The 24,839-nt window shown below is 46.7% G+C and carries 20 protein-coding genes and 1 other annotated feature; of the genes, 4 read left to right on the plus strand and 16 right to left on the minus strand.

Annotated elements, in window-relative coordinates:
* The first annotated feature begins 590 nt into the window (after positions 1-590).
* On the plus strand, positions 591-1,136 hold the full coding sequence (locus tag MHH46_RS27960) for a glutathione peroxidase (protein WP_038573366.1): 546 nt from the start codon (positions 591-593) through the stop codon (positions 1,134-1,136).
* 66 nt (positions 1,137-1,202) lie between these two features.
* On the opposite strand, the gene MHH46_RS27965 is transcribed toward MHH46_RS27960, so the two are convergent.
* The 8 genes from MHH46_RS27965 to MHH46_RS28000 form a co-directional block, all read right to left on the minus strand.
* Positions 1,203-1,544 carry a 4Fe-4S binding protein gene (locus MHH46_RS27965; protein ID WP_076099941.1) on the minus strand — a complete coding sequence of 114 codons (342 nt, stop codon included), beginning with the start codon at positions 1,542-1,544 and terminating at the stop codon, positions 1,203-1,205.
* Positions 1,541-3,151, minus strand: a complete 1,611-nt coding sequence (locus MHH46_RS27970; RefSeq protein ID WP_076193653.1) for an FAD-binding protein — start codon at positions 3,149-3,151, stop codon at positions 1,541-1,543. Before MHH46_RS27970 ends, MHH46_RS27965 begins: the two co-directional genes overlap by 4 nt.
* A 159-nt stretch (positions 3,152-3,310) precedes the next feature.
* Positions 3,311-4,375 (minus strand): ABC transporter substrate-binding protein, encoded by a 1,065-nt coding sequence (locus MHH46_RS27975; protein WP_076128748.1) that lies wholly within the window; start codon positions 4,373-4,375, stop codon positions 3,311-3,313.
* Between the two features lie 47 nt (positions 4,376-4,422).
* Positions 4,423-4,755 carry a ferredoxin family protein gene (locus MHH46_RS27980; RefSeq protein WP_076128750.1) on the minus strand — a complete coding sequence of 111 codons (333 nt, stop codon included), beginning with the start codon at positions 4,753-4,755 and terminating at the stop codon, positions 4,423-4,425.
* Positions 4,752-6,359 carry an FAD-dependent oxidoreductase gene (locus MHH46_RS27985; RefSeq protein WP_076193650.1) on the minus strand — a complete coding sequence of 536 codons (1,608 nt, stop codon included), beginning with the start codon at positions 6,357-6,359 and terminating at the stop codon, positions 4,752-4,754. Before MHH46_RS27985 ends, MHH46_RS27980 begins: the two co-directional genes overlap by 4 nt.
* Positions 6,360-6,383: 24 nt before the next feature.
* Positions 6,384-7,271, minus strand: coding sequence for an ABC transporter permease (locus tag MHH46_RS27990; protein ID WP_076193648.1), 888 nt, complete (start codon positions 7,269-7,271; stop codon positions 6,384-6,386).
* Positions 7,272-7,306: 35 nt separating this feature from the next.
* Positions 7,307-8,110, minus strand: coding sequence for an ABC transporter permease (locus MHH46_RS27995; protein WP_076193645.1), 804 nt, complete (start codon positions 8,108-8,110; stop codon positions 7,307-7,309).
* A gap of 106 nt (positions 8,111-8,216) precedes the next feature.
* On the minus strand, positions 8,217-8,993 hold the full coding sequence (locus tag MHH46_RS28000; RefSeq protein WP_076128757.1) for an ABC transporter ATP-binding protein: 777 nt from the start codon (positions 8,991-8,993) through the stop codon (positions 8,217-8,219).
* A 326-nt stretch (positions 8,994-9,319) separates the two neighbouring features.
* Between MHH46_RS28000 and MHH46_RS28005 the strand changes: the two genes are divergently transcribed.
* A complete protein-coding gene (locus tag MHH46_RS28005) occupies positions 9,320-12,163 on the plus strand; it encodes an S-layer homology domain-containing protein (RefSeq protein WP_143762769.1) in 2,844 nt (947 codons plus the stop codon).
* A gap of 460 nt (positions 12,164-12,623) precedes the next feature.
* On the opposite strand, the gene MHH46_RS28010 is transcribed toward MHH46_RS28005, so the two are convergent.
* From MHH46_RS28010 to MHH46_RS28020, 3 genes are all read right to left on the minus strand, one after another.
* The gene (locus MHH46_RS28010; RefSeq protein WP_256715816.1) at positions 12,624-12,758 is read right to left on the minus strand and encodes a hypothetical protein; all 135 of its coding nucleotides are present in this window, start codon (positions 12,756-12,758) and stop codon (positions 12,624-12,626) included.
* Positions 12,759-12,848: 90 nt separating this feature from the next.
* On the minus strand, positions 12,849-14,132 hold the full coding sequence (locus tag MHH46_RS28015) for an SLC13 family permease (RefSeq protein ID WP_076128758.1): 1,284 nt from the start codon (positions 14,130-14,132) through the stop codon (positions 12,849-12,851).
* A gap of 164 nt (positions 14,133-14,296) precedes the next feature.
* Complete coding sequence (locus MHH46_RS28020) at positions 14,297-15,649, minus strand: PQQ-binding-like beta-propeller repeat protein (RefSeq protein WP_076193642.1); 1,353 nt, start codon at positions 15,647-15,649, stop codon at positions 14,297-14,299.
* 246 nt (positions 15,650-15,895) lie between these two features.
* Between MHH46_RS28020 and MHH46_RS28025 the strand changes: the two genes are divergently transcribed.
* Positions 15,896-16,981, plus strand: a complete 1,086-nt coding sequence (locus MHH46_RS28025) for an LLM class flavin-dependent oxidoreductase (protein WP_076128762.1) — start codon at positions 15,896-15,898, stop codon at positions 16,979-16,981.
* A gap of 61 nt (positions 16,982-17,042) precedes the next feature.
* On the opposite strand, the gene MHH46_RS28030 is transcribed toward MHH46_RS28025, so the two are convergent.
* Complete coding sequence (locus MHH46_RS28030) at positions 17,043-17,282, minus strand: hypothetical protein (protein WP_036680302.1); 240 nt, start codon at positions 17,280-17,282, stop codon at positions 17,043-17,045.
* Complete coding sequence (locus MHH46_RS28035) at positions 17,279-18,286, minus strand: TIR domain-containing protein (protein WP_179086322.1); 1,008 nt, start codon at positions 18,284-18,286, stop codon at positions 17,279-17,281. Before MHH46_RS28035 ends, MHH46_RS28030 begins: the two co-directional genes overlap by 4 nt.
* Positions 18,287-18,435: 149 nt before the next feature.
* Here MHH46_RS28035 and MHH46_RS28040 point away from each other — a divergent pair, with 149 nt between their 5' ends.
* Complete coding sequence (locus tag MHH46_RS28040) at positions 18,436-19,584, plus strand: N-acetylmuramoyl-L-alanine amidase (protein WP_076193640.1); 1,149 nt, start codon at positions 18,436-18,438, stop codon at positions 19,582-19,584.
* A gap of 95 nt (positions 19,585-19,679) precedes the next feature.
* On the opposite strand, the gene MHH46_RS28045 is transcribed toward MHH46_RS28040, so the two are convergent.
* From MHH46_RS28045 to MHH46_RS28055, 3 genes are all read right to left on the minus strand, one after another.
* Positions 19,680-20,972 (minus strand): Nramp family divalent metal transporter, encoded by a 1,293-nt coding sequence (locus tag MHH46_RS28045; protein WP_076104178.1) that lies wholly within the window; start codon positions 20,970-20,972, stop codon positions 19,680-19,682.
* Positions 20,973-21,177: 205 nt separating this feature from the next.
* Positions 21,178-22,857, minus strand: coding sequence for a glutamine--tRNA ligase/YqeY domain fusion protein (locus tag MHH46_RS28050; RefSeq protein WP_076193638.1), 1,680 nt, complete (start codon positions 22,855-22,857; stop codon positions 21,178-21,180).
* Between the two features lie 81 nt (positions 22,858-22,938).
* Positions 22,939-23,199, minus strand: a binding site (T-box leader).
* 45 nt (positions 23,200-23,244) lie between these two features.
* The gene (locus MHH46_RS28055; protein WP_076193636.1) at positions 23,245-24,801 is read right to left on the minus strand and encodes an SAM-dependent methyltransferase; all 1,557 of its coding nucleotides are present in this window, start codon (positions 24,799-24,801) and stop codon (positions 23,245-23,247) included.
* Between the last annotated feature and the right edge of the window lie 38 nt (positions 24,802-24,839).

Here is a 24,839-nt window from a genome sequence, read left to right on the forward strand (position 1 = left end):
CGCAAAAAGGCCCCCCGTCGCAAGGGACGAGGAGCCGTGGTACCACCCTTATTTAGAATTAACCCGAATACTAGCACAAAGGAATAGAATCTCATGTTCCCCTGACTAAGAATTAATTCTGTCTTTCACCCGGTAACGCGGGGCGCGGGCCTCCCTACTCATACCTGCCACCACAACTTGTGACAAACTACTTCAGGGGCCGACTCGGAAGTGAACTTCGGCATTAATCGTCTCATGAGGGTGCTCTCAGTCTCCGGCACACCTTCCCTGTTAAGATCCGCTATAATGCTTACTCTCTTCGTCATAGTCCTTATCTATGTCAGCGCGGCTTTTGCGCTGGTTTCTGCTATCTTAATCAAAAAACGTTCCCGATGCAAGATAATAATGGAACGCAGAGTAGCTTTAACGCAATAAATTTTTTTGACTGATCCATACCCACTATCTATCCTATTCCAACCTGGCAATTACGGTTCCAATTCCTTCAAGCTGTATTGTTTGACAGCGATAATTGAATTGTTTACAATTTAATTATTATAAATATTTCCTGTTCTTTTTCAAAAAGCATAGATAACTGAAGGGATGTAGCAGCCATGAGCATTTATCAATATTCAGCACGCAGTATTCGGGGAAAAGATATCGAGCTAGAGCAATACAAAGGTAAAGTGCTACTGATAGTGAATACAGCAAGTAAGTGCGGATTTACCCACCAATATTCAGATCTGCAAAAGCTTTATGAGCGGTACGAGGAACGCGGCCTCCAAATTCTCGGCTTTCCTTCCAATCAATTTGGAGAGCAAGAACCCGGCAGCAATGAAGAGGTTAATGTATTTTGCCAAATCAATTACGGGGTAACCTTCCCACTCTTTGAAAAGGTTGACGTAAAAGGCGAAGCTAAACACCCTCTTTTCACCTACCTGACAGAACAGGCTGGATTTGAAGGGTTCGATATCAACCATTCTTCAGGAAAGCTGTTGCAAAGCATGCTTGAAGACAAAGATCCAGAGGCTCTGAACAATGACGAAATCAAGTGGAACTTCACTAAATTCCTGATTGATCGCGAAGGCAATGTGGTCACTAGATTCGAATCTACGGTGGACCCGCTGGATATTGAACCAGCTATCGAAGCCCTGCTATAAGTTTCTAATATATGAAAAATCCGCCCAGCTTTCGGGCGGATTTTTTGGGTTTAAGCATCTGCTTAATCATGTACGGTACTGCTCGGTAAATACTTCAAAATAAGGAGTCGTGTCCCTCTCCGCCATCGAACCATTCGCACCAGGTCCCCAGCCGATTTCAGCACGCCAGCTTCCCAACACACCTGACTGAATCAGCGCCTCCTCATTTACACCGATCAGCTGATCCGCCTGTGGTGCCACGTATAAAGCATCTACAGGACAATAAGCTTCACACATGAAACAGGTCTGGCAATCTTCCTGACGGGCAATGACCGGAATCTTCCCCTGCATTTCGAATACGTTCGTCGGACATACTTTCGTACACAGCTTACAACCAACACAACGCTCCAAGCTGATTAATTCGATCATATCGCTTGCCCCTCCTTCAGCGCATTCAGTTCATGAGCATGGGGCACAGCCTCTGTACTGACGCTTATATGTTGAATACCGGATAAGATCAGCCGGTGAGTCTGGCGCGGATCAAGCTCCGGATATTCCGCTAGCTTTTGCAGTCCGCGGGTCTCTTTCCGGGCGAGTGCCGCGGTGTACATCCACCTGCCGACCGCGAGCATAGCCGCGGCTTCACGCGATTGCACGATGCCCTGAACGCTGGCAGGAGCCTGCCCGTTCAAATAGGGCATCAAGGCATTCAGCCGCTTCAAGGCTGAAGAAATGCCCGGCTCGCTGCGGAAATAATTGATCTGCAGCGGCAAGATTTCACGCTGGATTGCCGCGATTAGCGGCTTCACCTCCAGCGTTTCCGAGGCATCGGCGCCAGCCGCCAGCCCGTAGCGTCCCGCTGCGGTCAGCTTGCGGCTGTTCGCCTGTCCTCGGCAGGACAGCGCATGCTGCGCGGCTCCCTGTCCAGCCCAGCTTCCGCTGCACATGGCCCAGGAAGCGTTATAAGCCCCGCCGCCGGAGATGGCGCCGGTCACTTTCTCGCGAGATGCGGCATCACCGGCCGCATAGAGTCCGGGCACGGTCGTCTGGCAATCCGTACCGCTCAAGCGCAGACCCCCAGTCCCGCGCATCGTGCCCTCATAGCGCAGGGTGAGCGGGAATTTCTGCTTAAACGCATCAATTCCCGCCCGCTCCAGCGGCATAAAGAAAATCGGATGCGCTTTGCGCAGGAAATCCTGTTTCTCCGCGGTGTCTGCCAGATCCAGCGAAGCGTAAACCGGACCCTTCAGCATCAGCTCAGGAATGCTGCCAAAGGTCCGATCCCCTCTATGCAACGGATGACCGTCCGCGTCATAGAGAGTGGCCCAAGCCAGCATACGGCCACGTGTTACGGTTCCGTCCGCAAAGCTTAGCGCATATTGGCGGCTGAATTCCATGCCCGAGAGATCAGCTCCCACCTCTGCGGACATCAACAATCCCTCCCCTGTCAGCACGTTGCAACCAAGACCTTTGCTGAGAAAAGCACAGCCGCCGGTAGCCATTACAACGGCATTTGCCTTCACTTCCCAAGACTCTCCTGTCAGGCGGTTGATCCCACGCGCTCCACCAACACCGTGTTCATCATGAAGAAGTTCCAGCGCTGGTGACTGATCAAGAATTGCGACCCCTGCTTTGCGCACAACTTTTCGCATAATCCGCATATATTCTGGTCCATGGAGATGGGTACGCAGTGAGTTTCCTTCTTCATCCTTCGGAAACGGATACCCCCACTGCTCCACTTGAGCCAGGTTCTGCTCTACCTGATCCAGCACCCGGTGAATCCAAGCATTCTCCGACAAATATCCGCCGGCCTTAAGTCTGGCCTGCACTGCCTGCTCCCGCAGCTCGGCAATGGGAGGGATAACGAGCAACGTTGTTCCACCCGGTGCAGTTGCGCCACTTGTGCCCAAGTAGCCCTTATCCGCCAGGACTACCTTTGCACCTTGCGAGGCTGCACTCCATGCCGACCACGCCCCAGCAGGACCTCCGCCAAGCACGAGGACATCCACTGTCATTTTCTTCTTAAGCTGCGACATATTTTTTCCTCCTACACCATTAGCTGAGTTAGTTGAACTTAAAAATCACTAAAGGGAGGAGTGGCGGAGAGGCGGCCGAAAGTCCAAATATTCACCGCAGTCACTCAATTACCTTTACAGAAGAATCTTAAGTTCAATTAAAACAGCTTTTAAGCAACTTTATTTCAGCTGCCAATCGCTAATATTGAAGTCTTTTTTCGCTAACTTCTCTTCTACGAGGAAGTTTTTGGTACCGTCCAGCAGCTTTGTTCCTTCATCAGTGAACGCAGTATCCTTGATATCACTAATCGGATTCACTTGCTTCGCCAGCTCAGGCGTTGTATCTCCGATTTCAGCCAGAAATTGATAATACTCATCTTCATGCTGCTTCAAGTCTGCCAAGGCTTTCTCTCTAGCTTCGTTCCATACCTTCGGAAAATCAGGGAATTTCGCCAGATAATCCTCAGACACAACTGTTGCGCTAGAACCAAGCAGGTTCGGGTGCTTCGAGGCATCATCCAAGTGAGTGTAGCCTTGGTCAATCAGCTTCAGCGCAGGAACGCCTAAATTTGTTGTAGCATCTACATCTCCACGGGCTAAAGCTGCAGTAGCATCTGGAATGAGCATATGCACGAGTTTGTAGTCGGTCACGCCTTCTTCCTGTAGTAATCCAACTACATAACGGTGCATGAAGGAGCCTTTTTGAATCGCGATAGTTTTACCTTGCAGATCTTTCACCGTCTTGGGCCCATCCTTCTTGCCGATCAAATAACCAATCGTGTTCGCGGAAGATTGTGAAATCAGACGGGTCTTGGCCCCAGAAGCGTAGGCAATAATAGCAGGTGTATCTCCAAGACTGCCGATATCCAGCCGACCACTAATCAAGGATTCTGTCTGATCCGGACCGTTTGGAAAGCCAGTAAGCTTCACTTCAGTAATGCCGTATTTCTTCAACTCTTCTTGAATAATCCCTTTATAAAAGCCCCAACCCTCTGCACCGCCGGGCACATTCAATTTGTTGGAACCGATAAACCCAAAGTTCAATACCGCTGGAACATTGCTAATGCTCGTGGCCTCTTCTCCCGCCTTCTCCGTATTTGATCCCCCGGAGGCAGACGCTCCATTGCCGCCCGTATTATTTCCGCAAGCCTGAAGCACCAGCATGGCCATCATAATTGTAGTTAAAAGTGCAAACCGAATCTTCCTAGAACGTTTCCCTTGAATCTCTCTGTACGCTTGTTTCATTGTTTCTCCCCCTAGGTTTATGCTATTTATTTAAATCTTGATCCAGCTCAGAACCCTGCCCTCGATGCCAATTTATACATAAATTCATGGCTTGCTACCGGCTGCCTGCCCTTACCCCAGCCTACTTTTTCACGATAACCGCCAAGTAGTCCCTGCTCCTGAAGTTCCGCTTCTGTCACACCAATAATATTCTCAGAGTCTGGTGCAACGTAGAGAGCATCGACAGGACAATACAGCTCACACATAAAGCAAGTCTGGCAATCGCTCTGCCGGGCAATAACAGGAATGCCATCCTCTACCCGTTCGAAAACATTAGTCGGGCAGACAGATACACATTGGTTGCACTCTACACATCTGGCAGCGCTGATCACCTCAATCACGATAGAACACCCTCCTTAGCCACGGCTTCCGTCTTCACCCATACCTGATCTAATCCGCCACTGATCAAGCGGTGATGCTGGCCATGATCTGTAGCCTTGAAATCCTCACGCTTATGCATGCCTCTCGTCTCTGTACGAGCAAGTGCAGAATTGTACATCCAGCGGGCTGTTGCGGTCATGGCTTCGGCTTCCCGTGCCTTGACCCCTTCTGGCGTACGCTGAATTTCGCGGCTTCGTTGCTCTTTCCACAATCCATCCAGACGATCTAGTGCAGAAGTCAGCCCTTGTTCTGTCCGGAACAAATTGATGTCATACGGCTTCACCTCAGCCTGTACAGCAGACACATACTCTGCCGTTTGGGCCGCCACTCCCGGCTTCACTTCCTGATGCACCAGTGGTGATGATGATAAGCCGACTGGACTACGCTGCGCAGCGTGCGACCCCAGACTCTGTGCATAGACAGCAGCTCCTTCACCAGCAAAAGAACCTGAAGACATCGCCCACGCCGCATTATGGCTGCCACCGCCAGTAAAACCTCCGCAAATCAGCTCGCGGGTAGCAGCATCTCCTGCCGCGTAAAGTCCGGGAACACCTGTGCCGCAGCTTTCATCTGTAATATGGATGCCACCCGTCCCCCGAACCGTGCCTTCGAGCCGCAAAGTAACCGGAAACGCATCCTTGAACGGATCAATTCCCTGGCGGTCAAAAGGAAGGAAAAAGTTCGTCTGCGCCACCCGCAGCAGCGGTCTTAAATCCTCTGGTGCCCCATCCAGCTTGGCGTACACCTGATTACCTGCCAACAGATTCCGGGCAATTACAGAACGGCCTTTCTTGGAACCGGCTCCCTCCACAATGCTTCCATCCTCATAATAAAAGCTGGCATAGCTGTAATACGCCGTCTTGGTCACCGAAGAGAACGTAGGGCAGATCGCATAGGCATTGGAGAATTCCATGCCGGACAGATTCGCCCCAGCCTCAGCAGCGAAGAGATAACCATCTCCGGTCAACACGTTGCAGCCAAGTGCCTTGCTTAGGAAGGCGCAGCCTCCGGTAGCAATGACGACTGCTCCTGCCTGAACAGTCCAGGTTTCTCCACTCTGGGTATGAACTCCAGCCGCTCCAGCTACGCCATGCTCATCTGCCAGGAGTTCCAAGGCTGGGCTGTGATCTAGAATTTTGACGCCTGCCTTTTTCACCAGCCTACGCATTAATTTCATATATTCCGGTCCTTGCAGACTTCTTCGGAATTGATTGCCCTGCTCATCTACAGGGAATGGATAACCGGTAACACCAAGCTTGTTCATATTGGCATAGGTTTGATCCAGCACCCGGTCCATCCAGCGAGATTCAGCCAGCTGACCGCCAAGCGCATAACGACTTGCTTTTGCCTCTTTCCGGAGCTTCTCATCCGGCTTCACATACCAGACTCCCGTTCCCGACGGTGCCGTTGCCCCACTTGAACCGCAGTACCCTTTATCTGCAAGGATTACTTTGGCCCCCTTCGCTGATGCAGTAAGGGCTGCCCACGTTCCTGCCGGACCTCCTCCGATAACGAGCACGTCTGCCACCAAATTCACCGATCCTTTTTTCACCGATCCACTCATATGTTTAAGACCTCCTCAGTTTGTTTAGCCTTCGTAACTATCGCGCCAGAACAGGAACTTTCGTTCAATAATCCGGAACAAGGAATCGATCAGCTTACCGACAATTGCGAAAATAATAATGCCTACGAATACAACCTCTGTATTAGAGTTCTGCTTCGCTTCATTGATAAGAAACCCAATACCTGACTGTGATCCAATAAGCTCTGCTACAACCAAACCAATCCAAGCTACAGCCAGCGACAACCTTAGCCCTAACAAAATTCCAGGCAGCGCCGCCGGGAGTATAAGCCTGCGCAGCTTCTGATAAGGACTAAACCCCAATACCCGAGCTACTTCGAACAATTTATTGTCCACATTGCGGATGCCCTTAAATGTATTAATATAGAGCGGAAAAAATGAGCCTGTCATAATGATCACAACTTTTGACATCTCTCCAAACCCGAACCAGAGAATAATGAGCGGCGCTATAGCTAAATGGGGAACAAGCCTAAGCACTTGTACGCTAGGATCGAGCACATATTCTACACTGCGAAACAAGCCGGTCAGTACGCCGAATAGAAGACCCAACACACCTCCAATAAGAAATCCGATGCCCGCCCTACCCATGCTGACGCCCAGATGATGAGTTAACTCTCCAGTAACCAACAAGTCGGTAAAAGCTCTTGCAATCGAAAGCGGAGTCGGCAAAAAGGTTGCTGAGACCAGCCCCGTACTCCCTGCCAGCTGCCAAAGGACTAACGTCACCACCGGGATAATTGCACCCATTCCCCAATCAGAGAGCAGGGGTTTCCATGCAACTTGTATTGCGGGTTTCTTCGGTGTCTTCTTGGATAAAGGAGCTGTGCCGCCGCTATCCAGCGTTTCTCTGGCTCTTTTAGTATTTTTGATAATAGCTTCTACTCCATCGCTCATGGTGCATCCCCCTTTTGTTTAATGAGCGTTCAAGGTTATCCGCGATAACTGTCTTGCCATCTCAACAACCGTCGTTCAATGTAACGAACAATGGAATCACTCAACAATCCAGCTACGGCAAAAATAATAATTCCCACGAACACCACTGGTGTGTCCGCAAATTGACGCGCATCGGACATCATGTATCCAATGCCTGAGGTAGATGCAATAAGCTCTGCCACTACTAACCCCAGCCAAGAAAGCCCTAGAGAGAGACGCACTCCGAGAATAATGTTCGGCAGCGCTGCTGGGAGTACTAACCTGCCAATCTGCTTCAACCGGCTGAAGCCAAGTACCCGGGAAACTTCGAACAGCTTGTTATCTACGCCGCGAATTCCCATGAACGTATTGATATAAAGTGGGAAAAAAGCTCCCTTAGCAATCAATAGCACCTTCGACTCCTCACCGATCCCGAACCATAAAATGAACAGCGGTACTACCGCCAGACTGGGAATCATGCGGATCATTTGCAGGGAAGGATCTAACAGCTTCTCCGATCTGCGGAACAGGCCTACGAGAAGTCCTAACAGCAGACCCAGTCCACCACCTAGCAGGAATCCAGAAAAGGCTCTGACCAAGCTGATTCTAAAGTTCGGCCACAGATCGCCTGAAGCCGCTAAAGTTACAAAAGATTCCGCAATCGTATACGGCGTAGGGAACAGCATCTCCGAGATCATTCCATAATGCCCGAGCGTCTGCCACAGAATTAGCACACTGCCCGGCAGCAAAAGACCAAGTCCTAGTGTTGCCGCCTTTCCGGGTCTTCCGGAAGTTCTTATGACTACAGCCCGATTTGTCATACTTTGAACCCACCTTTTTTCAGCTTTACAATCACTTTAAATAAACAGAAAGAGACCCTCGAATGTTAATGCCTTCGAAAGTCTCCATGGGTATGGTCGACCTATTTTATATTCCGGCTCCGTCTGTAAGCTCTAGCTCATCTACCTTTTCAAAATAATTCAACACCTTCAAACGCAGCTCTTGAAAGGATGTCGTTGTTTTTTTCCGTGGATACGGTAAATCTATCGGTACAATTTTACGTATTTTCCCGGGACGCGGCTCTAGAATCACTACCCGATTCCCCAAGAACACAGCCTCATCAATATCATGTGTCACAAAAATCATGGTTGTTTGGTTAGCCCGCCAAATGTCCAGCAATACCGTCTGCATATGAGCCCGAGTGAATGCATCCAGTGCACCAAACGGTTCGTCCAGCAGCAGTATTTTCGGATTGCGCAGAAGTGCACGAGCTATTGCCACCCGCTGGGCCATCCCTCCCGACAACTCGCGGGGATAAGATTTCTCAAATCCATTTAACTTCACCAGATCAATCAATTCATCGACCTTCCGCCTAACCTCCTTGTTCCCTAGCGGTAAATCAGAGGCAATATTCTTCTCAACGGTAAGCCAGGGAAAGAGGCGATGCTCCTGAAAAATAAAACCCTTATCGATCCCAGGACCCCCAATCTCCACCCCTTCCAGGGTGACACTGCCAGTGTACCCGCTATCCAGACCGGCTACGATGCGTAATAGTGTGCTTTTTCCACAGCCGCTGGGGCCGATGACTGTAATAAATTCGCCCTCCTGTACATGGAGATCTACATTATGGAGTGCTTGAACATGACCACCGGCAGACTCAAAACGTTTATTTAGGTTCGAAATAGACAGCAACGCTTCTCCCACCTTGACCCCTCCTTTAATCTGTATGGACAAAAAAACAGAGGCATTGCGTTTTTACATTCGCAATACCTCTGTAGGAACAGTCGGCAATCATTATTCAAAGTAAATCAATTGGAATTATAATATTTAAAATATCATCGATTTTATAAGCTGTCAACAAAAAACAAGCCCTTTTATGGAACAGAAGTGGAGTTATTTCTAGTTCATAAGTTTGAAAAGCAATGAATTTAATCACTTTTAGTAGGATGAAAGTATTAAAAAACTTTGCTTTTGCGTCGATATAATGAAGTAAGCTTATGACAAATTGGTTCTAAGGAAGGGGCTTTTGCTTGAAAAGCATATCATTAAAATGGGGAGCAACACTTGTTGCCCTTAACACCTTGTTCGGTGGTACTCTCTATGCATCTGCAGCTGAAATCACTCCACCGTTCTCCGATTTAACCGAAATACAACAGACGAAAAGTGCCGCAATCCTCGAGGCTGCTCGTCTAGGATTGCTTAAAGGCGATCCCAATGGACAATTCAGACCCACTGCGACTATGACTCGCCAAGAGCTGGCAGCCATTTTAGCGAAGACCTTAAAGCTAGATTCCTCAGTGAATTCCGCTTCTTCCTTTAGAGACGTATCTGATTCCAGTTGGAGTGTCTCCGCTATTGAGGCTGTTAAAAAGGCAGGATTTATGGAGGGTGATCTTACAGGTGATTTTAATCCATCCAGACCTGTAACTAGGGAAGAGCTTGCAGTTATATTTGTACGTGCCATCCGCGGAACTGGAGCACAAGGCGGACAAGCCAACAAGGTTAATGACGAATCCACAATCAGCAATTGGGCAAAAGAGTATACTGATGTCGCACTACGTCTTAAACTTATAGACTCTCCCGAAGATATGTTCAGCCCCAAAGGTACTGTTCAGCGGCAGGATATGGCTTCTTTTCTGCTGAATATTTTTAAAGAAGAACAACAAACTGCAACGATCGACAATATAGATGGAGATTTCGTAACGATCAATGGCACGCCTTACCTCATTGAAGGTACACTCAAAGAATTAATGGGTGATAGCAACCATGATGCTTTAAGAGGAGCTGTCCTTAAGTTCAATTCCTTGAATCGTCATGTAGATGGTTTACAAGAGCTTGAAATTGTACAAAAAGGGGTTCAACTAAATACCTCCGGCTTTCCCTCCGGTTCTTTGCTCAATATTTCTGGAAATGATGTTGTTATTAAAGGTAATGTTACCGGTGATCTAAAGATTAAAAATGGCGTTTCGAGTATAACTTTTCAGGGCCAAATTGGGCAGATCATTGTGGACTCTATAACTCCAGTTACTATTCATGGCAGCGGTCCCCTGCAAACCTTAAAAATAGTCGAAGGCGGCGCTAGGATCACCATCGATCCCTCCTTGTCTATTCAAAATCTGCAGTTGCCTGGCAACAGTCTGCCTTCACATTTCATAACAAATTACACAGCCATTCAAGATAATATCCAAAAGGTTCAAAATGCATCTGGAGCCGTTGCTCCTGTGTATACTTCGTCCACGTCTGCTAACGCCGTGAGCGATCCGACTCCGAGTCCTACTCCGACGCCTACTCCCGTAGCGACTCCTGAGCCTACTCCGGTCGCGACTCCTAGTCCTACTCCGGTGGCCACTCCTAGTCCTACTCCGGTGGCGACTCCAGTAGCGACTCCTAGTCCTACTCCGGTGGCGACTCCTAGTCCTACTCCAGTAGCGACTCCTGAGCCTACTCCGGTCGCGACTCCTGAGCCTACTCCGGTAGTGACTCCTAGTCCTACTCCGGTGACGACTCCTAGTCCTACTCCGGTGACGACTCCTAGTCCTACTCCGGTCGCGACTCCGGTGAACCATGCACCAGTCGTGCAAAATAATATTGATCCAATATCTGCTCTGATCACAAGTGGTGTCCAAAACGTCGACATCAGTAATGTGTTCATTGATCCGGACGACGACCCGCTTACATTCGCAGCTGCATCCTCTGACGCTAGCGTTGCCACTGTATCTGTAAATGGGAATCATCTCAACCTTGTGCCGGTCGATTCAGGTACAGCCATGATTACAATAACAGCAATGGACGGCCAAGGTGGCGTTAACACTGCTACCTTTGTATTCACTGTAACGTCTAATCAGCCACCAATTGCAATATCTGGAATCACTACTCAACTCTTAACACCAGGTATCACGGCACCACGTACATTTGATCTGGCCCAGCTTTTTCAAGATCCAGACAATGACATGCTTACTTATTCAGCTTCTATAGATAACGTAAATGCTGGTACACTTAGCCTTAATGGCAACACTCTGACGATAACTCCGGCAGCTAATAGTTCAGCGAGTGGTTTAGTGACCCTCACAGCAACGGATGATAAAGGAGGTTCAACTACCTCAACTTTCACCTTGATTACAGCCCAGCTTGTAAACAACGGCTTTGTGCCAATAACCACCAAGCAAGGTGTATCCAATATTTCCTTCGATATTTCCAAGCTGATTCCTAATCAGAGTCAATTTAAAGTGTATACAGAAAGCAGCACAGGTTCATTGAGCGGACCTGTAACTCTGAATGGAGCTATATGGAATGGTCCTACAAGTCCAGGAACGGTATGGATAGTAGGTTCTGATGGCAAAGCGGTTGTATTATCTATAAGTGTGGCTTCACAGGGTACCTCCGAGCTATTCTTCTCAGAGTATCTGGACGGCGGTGACGGCAGAATCGCAGTTGAGCTGTACTATAAAGGAAATGGTAATTCCGCAGGAAAAGCAGAAGGTTACACCCTTGAAGTCCACCAATTTATGAAAGCCACCCAAACCAAACAGGTTTATTCCCGGCCATTATTTCCTGTATCTGTAGCAATGCCTTATATGTTTATAGATTCTACTTTTGGGGACGCATTTGATTTAATGAATATCTCCTATTACAATGATGAGCTAAGTCTATATAATCCAAAAACATATAATATTACAGCATTAGTACTGAAGAAAAACGGCCAAATCGTAGATGTTCTCGGTGACCCTACCTCAACTCAGCAATTCCTCTCCACAGGTGGAACTATTGTCCGTAAATCCGGTATATACACTGGATCACAGCAGTATTCACTTGAGGGCGAGTGGAATCAATATCCCAAAGGAACTTACCAGTATTTCGGAAGTCATACTCCTTAAGCAGCCCTTTCTAATGAAAAAACAAGCAGGCAGTGAGCCTCCAGATATTGGAGAATCAATGCCTGCTTGATTATCTGCATTGCGTAGCGTTAAGTCGACTTTGGGTAAACCTCGGAATAACTCCTCCGGATCCCCCGTATATTTTAATCGCCGAATCTAGATCAAATCTTTGATTTAGTTGCATTCTGTACACTTATTTCGTATAAAAAAGGGGTTGTCCTAAATATAACTGTATTCTATACAATTAAAATCCAGAAAAACCACCTTTAGCTGAGGAAATCATGAAAATAAGTGTACTGAATACAGCTATTTTTTGGGGACAATTTATTCGATGAGTTATAACTGTACAAAATACACTTATATGCTCCCACCGTTACTCCAACCTATGTCTACCACTTCAAAATCTGCATTTTGCCTCCACTTGTTACTTATACTTCTGCATCTACTCCCTCTACTTCCTCTACTCCACTACTCCCTCTACTCCCTCTACTCCCTCTACTCCCACTACTCCCTCTACTTCCTCTACTTCCTCTACTTCCTCTACTCCCACTACTCCCTCTACTTCCTCTACTTCCACCACTTCCACTACTTCCACTACTCCTACTCCTTCTACTTCCTCCACAACTTCTACCGTTTCAAAATATCACTTCAAGCATATCGCTCCCCCGGCTCTTAGCAACGCTGCTTACATCAGATATCTTAAATATAAATACACGCTGGAGATCACAATGGACAACAGCATTAAAGGAAATCCGACCTTCAAATACTTCATGAATGTAATCGGGTACCCCTCTTTTCCTGCCAAACCTGCTACGATCAAATTAGCACTCGCACCAATCAATGTGCCATTGCCACCCAGACAAGCGCCTAAGGCCAAACTCCACCATAACGGCTCCAAATTGCTGATCCCCATATTCCCCATCTCCTGAATCAGCGGGATCATAGTTGCTACAAAAGGGATGTTATCCAGAAATGCCGAGGTAATGGCGCTGACCCATAAAATCATCATTGAGCTCATCAGCACATCACCATTCGTTATTTCAATCGCTTTTGCTGCCAGCTCTGCAATCACACCTGTCTCTACAAGCCCTGACACCAACACGAACAGTCCGATAAAAAAGAAGATCGTAATCCATTCCACGCTGTGAAAAGCTTTTTCCAGCATATGTTCCCCTCCGGTCAGCAGCAGCAGTAAAAATGCACCAGCCAGTGCAACCGTAGCGGACTCCAAATGTAACGCCTGATGTAAAAAGAACCCGGCAATCGTAATTGCCAGTACGATCAAACATTTTCGCAGCAACTTATGATCTGTAATCATAACCTTCTCATCCATGTCCATGATGCTCTGCTGCAATTCAGGTGTAGTTTTAATTTGTTTACCGAACATCAATAACAGCAGCGGGATATACGCCAAAACAATGATGATAATCACGGGTGTCAGATTGCTAATAAAAGCCATGAAGGTCAGCTCCTTAACCGCACTGCCAATCATGATATTAGGCGGGTCTCCGATCAAGGTTGCCGTTCCGCCTACATTAGATGCGATAATTTGTGACATCAAAAAAGGCAGCGGATGTATGCGCAGTTGTCTTGTAATACTGAAGGTGACTGGCACCATAAGCAGCACTGTCGTCACATTATCCAAAAAGGCTGAAGCCACTGCGGTAATCACAAACAAAGCAATCAGTATTCTCTTCGGCTTCCCCTTCGCCAACTTAGCTGATTTCACAGCTGCGTATTTAAAGAGCCCCGTGTCAGCGGTAATCCCTACAATCATCATCATTCCTACAAGCAATCCTATAGTATTAAAATCGATGTGCTGCAGTGCCGTCTCCTGATCCACAATGCCCATCGCTATCATGACGATAGCTCCTAACATCGCCAGAATGGTACGGTGAATCTTTTCGGAAATAATAAGTCCATAAATCAGCAGAAAAATGCCTATCGCCCAAACCGCTTGCTGTTCCATAATATCCCTCGGTCCTTCTATGTAATTTCGTTAACTTACAGTCTACTCATCCTATAACCTTATTATCATAAAATAGATTTGTATTTTTCGCACTGGGTTTGTGGAATCATTCCACTAAAAAACGACTCTGCCGGATGTTTATCGGAGAGCCGTTGTGGATTCGATTATTTCATTTTCAGAGCCTGAGGCTCCTTGAAAGCAGTTAACTTCCCTTTACTCTGCACAATAATCATCCCATCCTCCAGCAAGGTTGGGCCGAATACTCTACCTGATGTTTTGAGCTGCACGATAGGTTTGGCGGTAATTAGATCAATAGCAACCAATTTCCCATCGGTCTGGGCAACATACATGCCATGTCCGAGCAGATCGAAGCGGGCAATCGGATTGCTGATTCCTCCGTACTGGAACACAGATTTATTAGACATTTTAACACCATAGATGCTCTGTTCGTTACTAAAAAGAATTCTTCCATCATAAGGACCCGCCGCGTAGGATAACTTATCTCCGATGGATTCATACGAATAATTATCTCGTGTTACGGCAGCTGGATCAACATTTACTGGGTAGCCATAGACTCCTTTTTGTCCCCCAATATATATCCTGTCCCCAATGATCCAGGCTCTGCCTCCGCTAGTCATATATTCTTCTTCTGGTTTCGGATGATTAGGATCTATATGAGCGGGGTTATACTCTACAGCCTTTACAAGCTTACCTGTCTTCACATCCAAATGATCGAGTGTCGTCAAAGGAAGAGGGTCTACCAATGTAGCTTCCCGTTGTGAGATAAGCGTAGTCCCCTCTGCTGCAATCGGAAGACTATGATTACCACTATTCCAAAGCTCTTTACCTGTTGTTCGATCAAACGCATGTAAAATGTCATACGTATACGCTCCGGATTCTGAGTTTTGAGCTAGCACCAGATTCCCCTCAACCATAAATGGTTCAAACAGCATTTCGCTGAAATTATCGCGCCACTGCAACTTGCCATCTTTCAGATTGTAGGCTTGAATATCGCCATTAGCAGCGAATAGCTGCTCTTTATCAATTAACAATTTACTGACACCTTTACTGGTTGCCGATGAGCTCCATTTATTTTTGCCCGTAGCCGCGTTAACTGCATAGATCGTACCTGCCTCCGAAGTGACGTAAGCCACGCCATCCTGATAGAGCAGCGGCGTTGTTAATTTGGAGCCGTATTTCCACATTACTTTTCCAGTCTGGACGTTAATCGCTAAAAGCTGACCCTTTTGAAGGATAAAAGCTTTGCCCGCTCCGACTGCAACAACACCCTTACCCATGATATAATCCGACGGCACATCTTTCAAAGCTGGCAAATCCATTGTTGTTGACCATTCAACCTTCGCAGCAGGCAGGTTTGCATAGTAATCATCACCATTCGAGCCTATAAAAGAGATGTGTGGATCAACCGCAGCTGCTTGTACCGGATTTACCATAAGCAATACCCCTAAACCAATAACTGCAGTACGAAGATAAGATTTCAATATTGTTCCTCTCACCACCAAACTCCTCCTCATATAAGTAACTGCCTCATTTGGATAGCTTGTTAAAATCAAATATAATAATATTGGACGAGCAGGACACAATCCTTATGGATTATTATTCCATTTTGTCAAAAACAACAGAAGAAATCAAAACATTTACTCACAAACTTACATTTTGTAAGTCATTGTGTTATAATAATCACATTCCTCCATACACGGACAGGCTTTAGCAAATATATGAATAACAAGGGGTTTGTGAGCATGAGTAACGAAGCAACCGCAGCACCAGCATCCGATTTTGAATTTGGTATCTATACCTTAGGAGACATCGTAGCGGATTGTCATACAGGGAAGAAGATCAGTCCAAAACAACGTCTCGACGAAGTTGTAGCTGCAGCTAAGCTGGCAGATGAGGCGGGACTTGATGTATTTGGTGTAGGTGAGCATCATCGTCTTGATTTTGTAATTTCTTCGGTGCCAGTGGTGCTGGCTGCCATTTCTCAGGTTACTAACAGAATTAAACTAACGAGCGCAACAACCGTATTAAGCACCATTGATCCTGTACGGGTGTTCGAGGATTTCGCCACACTTGATTTGCTGTCGAATGGACGTGCAGAGATTATTGCGGGGCGTGGTGCTTTTGTGGAGTCTTTTCCGCTCTTCGGGTATGAGCTTGAAGATTATCACCGACTATTTTCCGAGAACATCAATTTACTCTTGGAGCTTAACAAACATGAAGTTATGAACTGGGAGGGCGCCTTCCGTTCATCGCTGAAGAATTCGGAGATTGCTCCACGTCCATTACAGGAGAATCTTCCGCTCTGGATTGGTGTAGGCGGTTCTCCAGAAAGCGCGGAGAAGGCCGGGATGCTCGGGACCGGAATGGCTATCGCCATCCTAAGCGGCAGTCCAGAGCCTTTTCAAGAGCTTGCCGCAACCTATCGGCGTGCCGGAATTCAAGCAGGACATCCACCTGAGGATCTAAAGATTGCGATCACTAGCCACGGTTACATTGCTGAAACCTCACAGCAGGCTTTGGATGAATATTACCCTTACTACTATAGTTACCGTAACTCTATCAGTCCAAAACCGGGTCAAGAGTACAAGGTGTCTCGTGATGACTTTGGGCGATATGTATCTGCTGATAACACGATGGCTGTGGGCAGCCCGCAGCAAATTATCGAAAAAATTCTCTATCAGCATGAGCTGTTCGGTCATAGCCGCTTTATGACTCAGCTCGATATCGGCGGCCTTCCTTACGCTCAGGTAGCCAAAGCCATTGAACTTTTGGCAACAGAGGTTGCACCTGTAGTACGGCGTGAGATCGCCAAGAAGAACAGCCGTTAGAATGGAATACCAAAAAGGGGCCCTCAAGCCAACGGCTGAGGCCCCCTTTTTATAAAAAAAATCACGCAAAGGATGGTTTATTATTATCTACTTTTCCGCTGATAAGCTTCTTATATTCGTCGTCTCCGCCGTCCAAAGAAGGTGCAGTATAAATCTGAGCTGAAGCTGGCTGCTGAGCAGAATGACTCGAGCCCGCTTTTCTTTTGGTGCTTTTGTCATCGCCGCCTGCACTCCTGCTCCCACCACTCGCAGATCGGAGAACAGCATCGGATAAGCTGTTAATACCTTTTATTCTCTTCATGCTGAATCCTCTCCTACTAAATGATTGATGGTACGGAATAAATCCTGATTATTCCCAACTACCGCCTTAAGATCATCTGCAGATAATCCATCACTTCCTGAGAAATGAACGGAAAGAACATACTTCTTACCTAGAGGATAGCATAGGATATATACCTCTGCAACTTCCGTGCGTTGAAAAAAAGTCCATTTACTCGATAAAAATGCATCTACCACACTAGGCTGCTTCTCATTCCCTTTCGTTACAGACAAGGGATAGGAGTGACCGCGTCCGACATTCCCCCCCACCTGAACAAGTTGTTCCTTCTCTTGTGCCTGCCAGATGGCTGCACCGATTACACGACAATGCTTCGGAGGTAAAAAGGAATTGCGTATCGCCTCACTAAGTGCGTGATACTTCTCTCCATTCTCGGAGATGGTCACATTACTATTATATTGCCAAAAAAAATGAAGGATACTTTCCTTGCGCCTTAAATCCATCCTTAGCTGCTCTAAATCTTTAAGCGGGTCACGGAATCTTCCACGCTCTTGAATACTATCAATAATCTTACCACAGCTCACATCCACAGCAGCCGTAGGATTATCGTGATGTACTTCATACTCTAAAGATGTAATTCCCGCTAAATCAGATAGCAGATGATATTCTTCTACATTTTCTCCAGGGATGAGATCATCACGCGCAGTTACCTGATCAGGCACTAGACAAAAAACACGGCTGCGCCGTAATCTAGCCCAAAACAAACCCATTTCAAACCCCGTATTATCGCGGGTCACATAATAATATTTACCACGGATTTTGGCGACATCATCTGGCGAGAACACAAATACGGCAAAATCGCTCTCATCCAAATTTCGCTCCAACGCCTCCATAGTGTATTCATTCGCCCGAAAAGCGTTGGCATACCAAGGATGCACTTCAGCATCCCTCTTCAGCTGCTCATGAATCGCTCTTGCATAACGTATAGACTCCCTGGAAGATCCAATGAATAGCTTTGGTTTAGTCACGGCAATGCTCCTTCATCCTCTTTCCCGATATGTAATAATTATACAAGTCTTTAGACCACCAGAAAAGAGGCCATATTCTCAAAAAATATTATTCTAAACCTCGTAAATTGGGTAAGGAATTACGACTACTCTCAAAAAGCGAGGATACTATGAACAAAATGATAGGTGTCACCCTGCTCACAGCTTGCCTTTTGGGTATAGCAGCGCCACAGTCTGCTGGAGCAAAGACAGCAGCGGGAAGTTATACCGCACAGGTATATGCGAGTTCTTTAAATGTACGCGATGAACCGGCTAAGAATGCAACTGTTGTAGGATCAATTAAGAATGGGGCTCGGGTTACTGTGACTGATGAGCAGCACGGATGGTTAAAGGTTAAGGCGGGGAGCACCTCTGGCTGGGTAGCGGGTTATTACCTAAAAAAGGTGAACAGCAACTCCCTGCAATCCAGCGCTTCTGGAACGTCTATTGCTACTAAAACCAATACTGCCTCGTCAACATCAGCCAATGCTTCTAGTAGAACTTCAAAGGCTACAGTCACGGCTAATTCTCTGCGCATCCGAAATGGCCCAGGAACACAATATAAGGTGCTCGGTTCTTTAAAAGCCAAGGATACAGTCACTCTCCTTCTTCATCAGAACGGCTGGGCTCGAATTCGTACAGCCAGCGGTGAAACCGGTTGGGTGGCAGAGCAGTATATCCGAAGTGGAAGCACATCAAGCAGTACGAGCAGCATAAGTACCGTCCAGCATAAAGGCGGACTACGAGGAAAGCTGATCGTCATCGATCCTGGTCATGGCGGGAGTGATCCAGGCATGCTTGGCACTACATATAACACCATGGAAAAAGATTTGAATCTGCATACTGCACTTTATGTCCGCGATGCTCTTGTTGCTAAAGGAGCACGGGTAGAGATGACGCGCACCCGAGATGATCAGAAGCCGACGTTAGCGCGTCGTGTTCAGATGAGCCAAGCCCTGCGTGCTGATGCTTTTGTAAGCGTTCATTATAATTCTTCACCTAAAAATGTGTCCGGAACGTTGACCTTCTTTTATTCAGAAGCGGATGATTTGAAGCTGGCGCGGGCGATTGAAACCCGGCTGGGGCAAGGCATCGGTCTGAAAAGCAACGGGTTGTCCTTTGGCGATTATCACATCCTAAGGGAGAATCGGATTCCAGCTACCTTGGTTGAGCTTGGATTCCTTACCAATCCTACAGACGAGTCCATTGTCCGCAAGGCCTCCTATCAGAAAAAAGCGGCTAAAGCCATCGCTGAAGGCGTTGCGGATTATTTTAAATAACTGGCTGGAACAACACTCCAAAAAAAAGCCCGACCCATGTATCTCTCAGGTATGATCTGAGGAGATCTGTGGGTCGGGCTCTTTTGACTGCTTCCTTATACGAGCATTTGATAGACCAAGAACAAGTTCAACGATACAACCAGACCGGAGATAATCCAGCCCAGAGTGGCTGTCATTTTGCGATTCACTAACCCGCCCATAATCTGGCGATTGCTTGTAAACACAACCAGCGGAATCAACGCGAACGCAATCCCAAAGGACAGGATCACCTGACTGATCACGAGCGCTTTGGTTGGATTCACACCAAAACCAATGATCGCTAGTGGCGGAATGATGGTAATCGCACGGCGCAAGTACAGGTTAATTCTTTTGTTGATGAAGCCTTGCATAACCACATCGCCAGCCATAGTCCCTACGGAGGAACTCGACAGTCCCGCAATGAGTAGTCCCAACCCAAACGAGATCGCCGTTACTGGCCCAGCTAAGTGACCAAATTGTTGAAACGCGACATCCAGATCTTCAACCACGAGACCATTTTTGAAAAACAATGCCGCGGAGACAATAACCATAGCCAGATTTACTGCACCTGCGATAATCATCGCAATAATAATATCTATAAATTCCAATTTGAAAATCTGTTTTTTCTCCGATTCATTCACCCCGACGATACGGTTCTGTGTAAGTGATGAATGCAGGTAAATCGCATGTGGCATCACGGTTGCACCTAGAATTCCTGCGGCCAATAGGATGCTGTCCACCCCTTCAAACTTAGGTGTAAACATGCCTACGGCAACTGCTCCCATATCCGGTTTAGCTACAATAACTTGAAAAGCGAAGGCTAATACGACTATAAGGATCATCGCAGCAATCCCTGCCTCTAGGGAGCGGTATCCCCGGCGTTGCAGCTCTAAGATAGCAAATGAGCCCACCGCAGTAATCAGTGCTGCTGGCAGCATGGGAATATCAAATAAGAGATATAGTCCTAATGCCGCCCCGATAAACTCTGCCAGATCCGTAGCTATAATCACTAGCTCACTTTGAATCCATAAGAAGATAGATACACTCTTCGGAAAACGATCATGAGCGATCTCAGGCAAGTTCTTGCCTGTCGCAATCCCCAGCTTGGCGGATAACGCTTGGATTAGCACAGCCATTAGATTAGAGGCCACGATCACCCACAATAAGAGATATCCATATTTGGAGCCCGCCGTAATATTGGTGGCAAAATTACCTGGATCCAGATAAGCAACAGCAGCGATAAAAGCTGGGCCTAGAAAAGGAAGTAATCGTTTAATCCCTTTGATCTCCCCGTTAAGTACGGCTTGTGCTGAAACCGAGTTCTTATGTTGTTTTATATGTGGTTGTTCTACTAAAGTTTGTTCGAGCATTTCAATTCCTCCTCTTGCCCTGAAAAAGTTGTCTATATACACGAAAGTTTCCCCTGTGCAACTTATATTTAAAGTATATGCTTATTTCTGAAAAATGTAAACATGTTTCATATGGAATTTTCATTTGCTTGTTCACCAACGACTAGGCACAAAAAAAGCTGGACGATGATCAGGAATTACCCGATCTTCGCCCAGCTTAAGCTGCTTATGAATTTTTCTTCCATGTGTCCTTGAGCGGTACTATCCGGTTCAGCACTAGCTTATCTGCCGTGGTATACTTCTTATCCACACAGAAAAATCCGTGCCGGATCAATTGAAATTTATCTTCTGGCCTTGCGTTGCCCATTGATGGCTCCAGCAAACAATCCTTCAGGATCGTTAAGGAATCTGGATTAAGATACTCGTCCCAGCGCTCACCGTCTTCTTTAGGACCGTCGTTATCTTTCAGCAGACGCTCATATAGATGAACATCAGCCTTGATAGCATGGTCTGCCGATACCCAGTGAATGGTCGCCTTAACCTTCCGTTCTTTAAACCCGCTTCCGCTCTTCGTTCTCGGATCATAGGTGCAGCGAAGCTCTAGGATTTCTCCGGTAACTTCATCCTTGATTACTTCATTGCATTTTATGAAATAAGCACCCTTTAGCCTTACTTCATTCCCCATAGTCAGCCTGTGATAACCTTTTGGCGGCTCCTCCATGAAATCTTCTTGTTCAATATAAAGGGTTCGTGAAAAAGGAACCTCTCTTTCTCCAAGTGACTTATCTTCACTGTTATTCTCAATCGTCAGCCCTTCGTTATGATCCTCAGGATAATTAGTAATGACCACTTTTAAAGGCTTAAGAACAGCCATCACACTTGGAACCTTTGCCTTCAGATCTTGTCTAAGCGCATGCTCTAACATGGCAATATCCACAATGGTGCTATTTCTGACAAAGCCAATCTCCTTCACAAAATTCCGGATACTCTCCGGCGTAAAACCTCTTCTGCGTAAACCGCGAAGCGTAGGAAGTCTCGGATCATCCCAGCCATCCACATAATGGCCTGTAACCAGCTGTCTGATATATCGTTTACTCGTCACAACTCCGGTGATGTTCACCCGTCCAAACTCTCTTTGCTTAGGAGCCTCAGGGATATCCAGCTCATTCAATACCCACTCATAGAGCGGCCGATGATCCTTAAATTCAATCGAGCATAAGGAATACGTAATCCCTTCGATAGCATCTTGTATAGGATGGGCAAAATCATACATCGGATAGATACACCATTCGTTACCCGTTCTATAATGCTCCGCATGAATGATTCTGTAAATCACCGGATCACGTAAGTTGATATTAGGTGAGCTCATATCTATTTTAGCTCGCAACACTCTGGCTCCCGTTGGATAATCTCCAGCTTTCATCTCCGTAAATAACCGCAAATTCTCTTCCACAGAACGCTCCCGGAACGGGCTGTTTTTTCCCGGCTCCGTAAGCGTCCCTCTATAGGCTGTCACCTCTTCAGGTGATAAATCACAGACATACGCCTTTCCTTTTCGGATTAACGTAACTGCGCTATTGTATATTTTCTCAGAATAGTCTGATCCATAAAAAATATGGTCCGGTGGATAGCCCATCCATTGAATATCTTCGATGATGGCATTTACATACTCCAGATCCTCTTTTAAAGGATTGGTGTCATCAAAGCGCAAATGGAACTTCCCGCCATACTTTTTCGCAGTCGTATAGTTCGTATGAATAGCATACGCACTGCCAATATGCAGATACCCGTTAGGCTCCGGTGGAAATCTCGTGCATATATCTCTATTGTAAGTCCCTGCTTCCAGCTCTTCTTGAATCAATCTGTCGATGTAACTCTCTGCTAATACTTCCGGTTCCTCGCTCATTGGTGTTACCTCCTGTTTATAAGTGATATCCGCCTGCTTAATCTGCAAAATAAAAAGAACCTCACCTCCAAGACTTATGGTCTTGGGGACGAAATTCTCGCGGTACCACCCCAGGTTCATTAATATGTCGCCATATTAATCTCATCAAGTACGGCAAAACATCTTACGCAGTGCTTATACTCTAGCTCTATAACAGGAGCTCCCGTCATACCATCCCCTTAATCCGGTTCCGATATGCCGCTCAGAGGCTTGTTTCGATAAAATCCCCCTTACCCTGTTCTCATCATCCAGGGCTCTCTGTGAAGGAATGATTTCATGTACTCTTCTCGTCATCGCGTTTGATTATTTTGTATAGGATACCAAAAAGATAACCCTATGTAAATGTGCTTATTCCCCGCTCAGCGCCGCTAGAAGTTCCAATACTACTTCATTGTCAGGCTCTGCAGCCAAAGCTCTACGCGCGTATTCCAATGCAGCAGCTTCAGCTCCTAGCTCGTAGTTACAAATTGCCATGCTATAAAGCACTGATGCCAATGGTTCTTCCGTGATCGCATGCATGGAGCGTTCTAAGTAACCCAATGCTTCCGCGAATTTATCCATTTCATACAGCAGCAACCCCGCATCTAGCGACAGATCATAACTCTGTTCCATCGGATAATAGCCCGTCCACATCAACTGTATACCTCGCTGTAGATCCAGCATTTCTTCATCACTGGCACCCGGCAGCAGCTCCGAAATCTGTTCAGCGCTATGGATAAACCATTCAGCATCATACCCACCCAAACGCCAAAAGGCCAAAATTTGCTGCAGCCCCATCGTATCTAATTGCTGATCCATCCATTCCTTCATACTAAAGAAATCATCCGGGCCAAAACGTTCTATAAACCGCTTGTAACCCAGCCGAGTGTTTGTATAGCTCAGCGGTGTTGGTAGCATAAGAATACAGCCGATGTTCAGGTTTTTATAGTGATGACTGGTGAATATTGAATGCGCCCCTTTTTGTTTCAGCACATGCTCTATCGCATGATAATTCGCGGTCAAAGAGAAGCTTCCGTGATGAATCAGCAATGGAGGTTCTGCAAATTCCCAGTTCTCTAAGCGATGGTCTCCCTTATCCGCTGTAAGCAGCACGAATCCCTCTGTAGAGAGCCGCGCAAGCCGCTCCAGACAAGTAAGCCCCACAACCGGAAAGAGTATATGTGAATCCTCCAGCTTCTGCTGATAAAGCGCTATAACGTCATGATAGGGATAAGTCTCCTCTTCATAACTAGCCGCACGCCTATAATGGTACTGCGGGATGATTTTGCCGAGCGCATCGGAGGGGTTATCCGGATCAACTTCCGCCGAATACTGGATCGAAACCTCACATTCATATATTTTTCCTTCATCCACATAAATTAATTCTTGCGGAATGCTGTCAAAAAAGTAATTTGCCACAATCACCAATGGCTGCTGTAAATCACCCGGCCGAATGCTGAGCTTAGCGTGTACTAAATGTAGTTCTACATCCTGCACAGCATCAAAACGAGCGAAGTCCAAAATACCCTGCTCTACGTAAGGAAGTAGGCTCGGGTGCTGCTGCCAGCTGGATATATTTTTGGAAGGCAAATCACTCATCACATAACGAAAAGGAGGAAGAGGAATATCTGCGTAGTCTACGATTTCACATAACTTTTTAAGCACATGGAAGGCTAACCGGCCTGCTCCTGCTCCAAGTTCTAGAATCGTAACGGTCTCTGAGAGATGCCCTTGTCCAGCCCGGTCTTGCAGAAATCCAAAGATCATCTCTGCGTATGCTGTCGCAATCATAGGGTTACTCGTAATGTACTGCGGGACCTGATCATTATTCCAAGCCTTTAATCCCTGCTCTTCATAATATGTTCGTTGCAATTCCCAAATCGGTGCTTCGCTGAAGCGATATTGCTGTTCTTTGTTACCTGTCATCTGTTTCTTTACCCGCTCTCTGTCTAGCTTGTTGGAAT

It is taken from the genome of Paenibacillus sp. FSL H8-0175 (genome assembly GCF_045040615.1).
Taxonomy (GTDB): Bacteria; Bacillota; Bacilli; order Paenibacillales; family Paenibacillaceae; genus Paenibacillus_AQ; species Paenibacillus_AQ odorifer.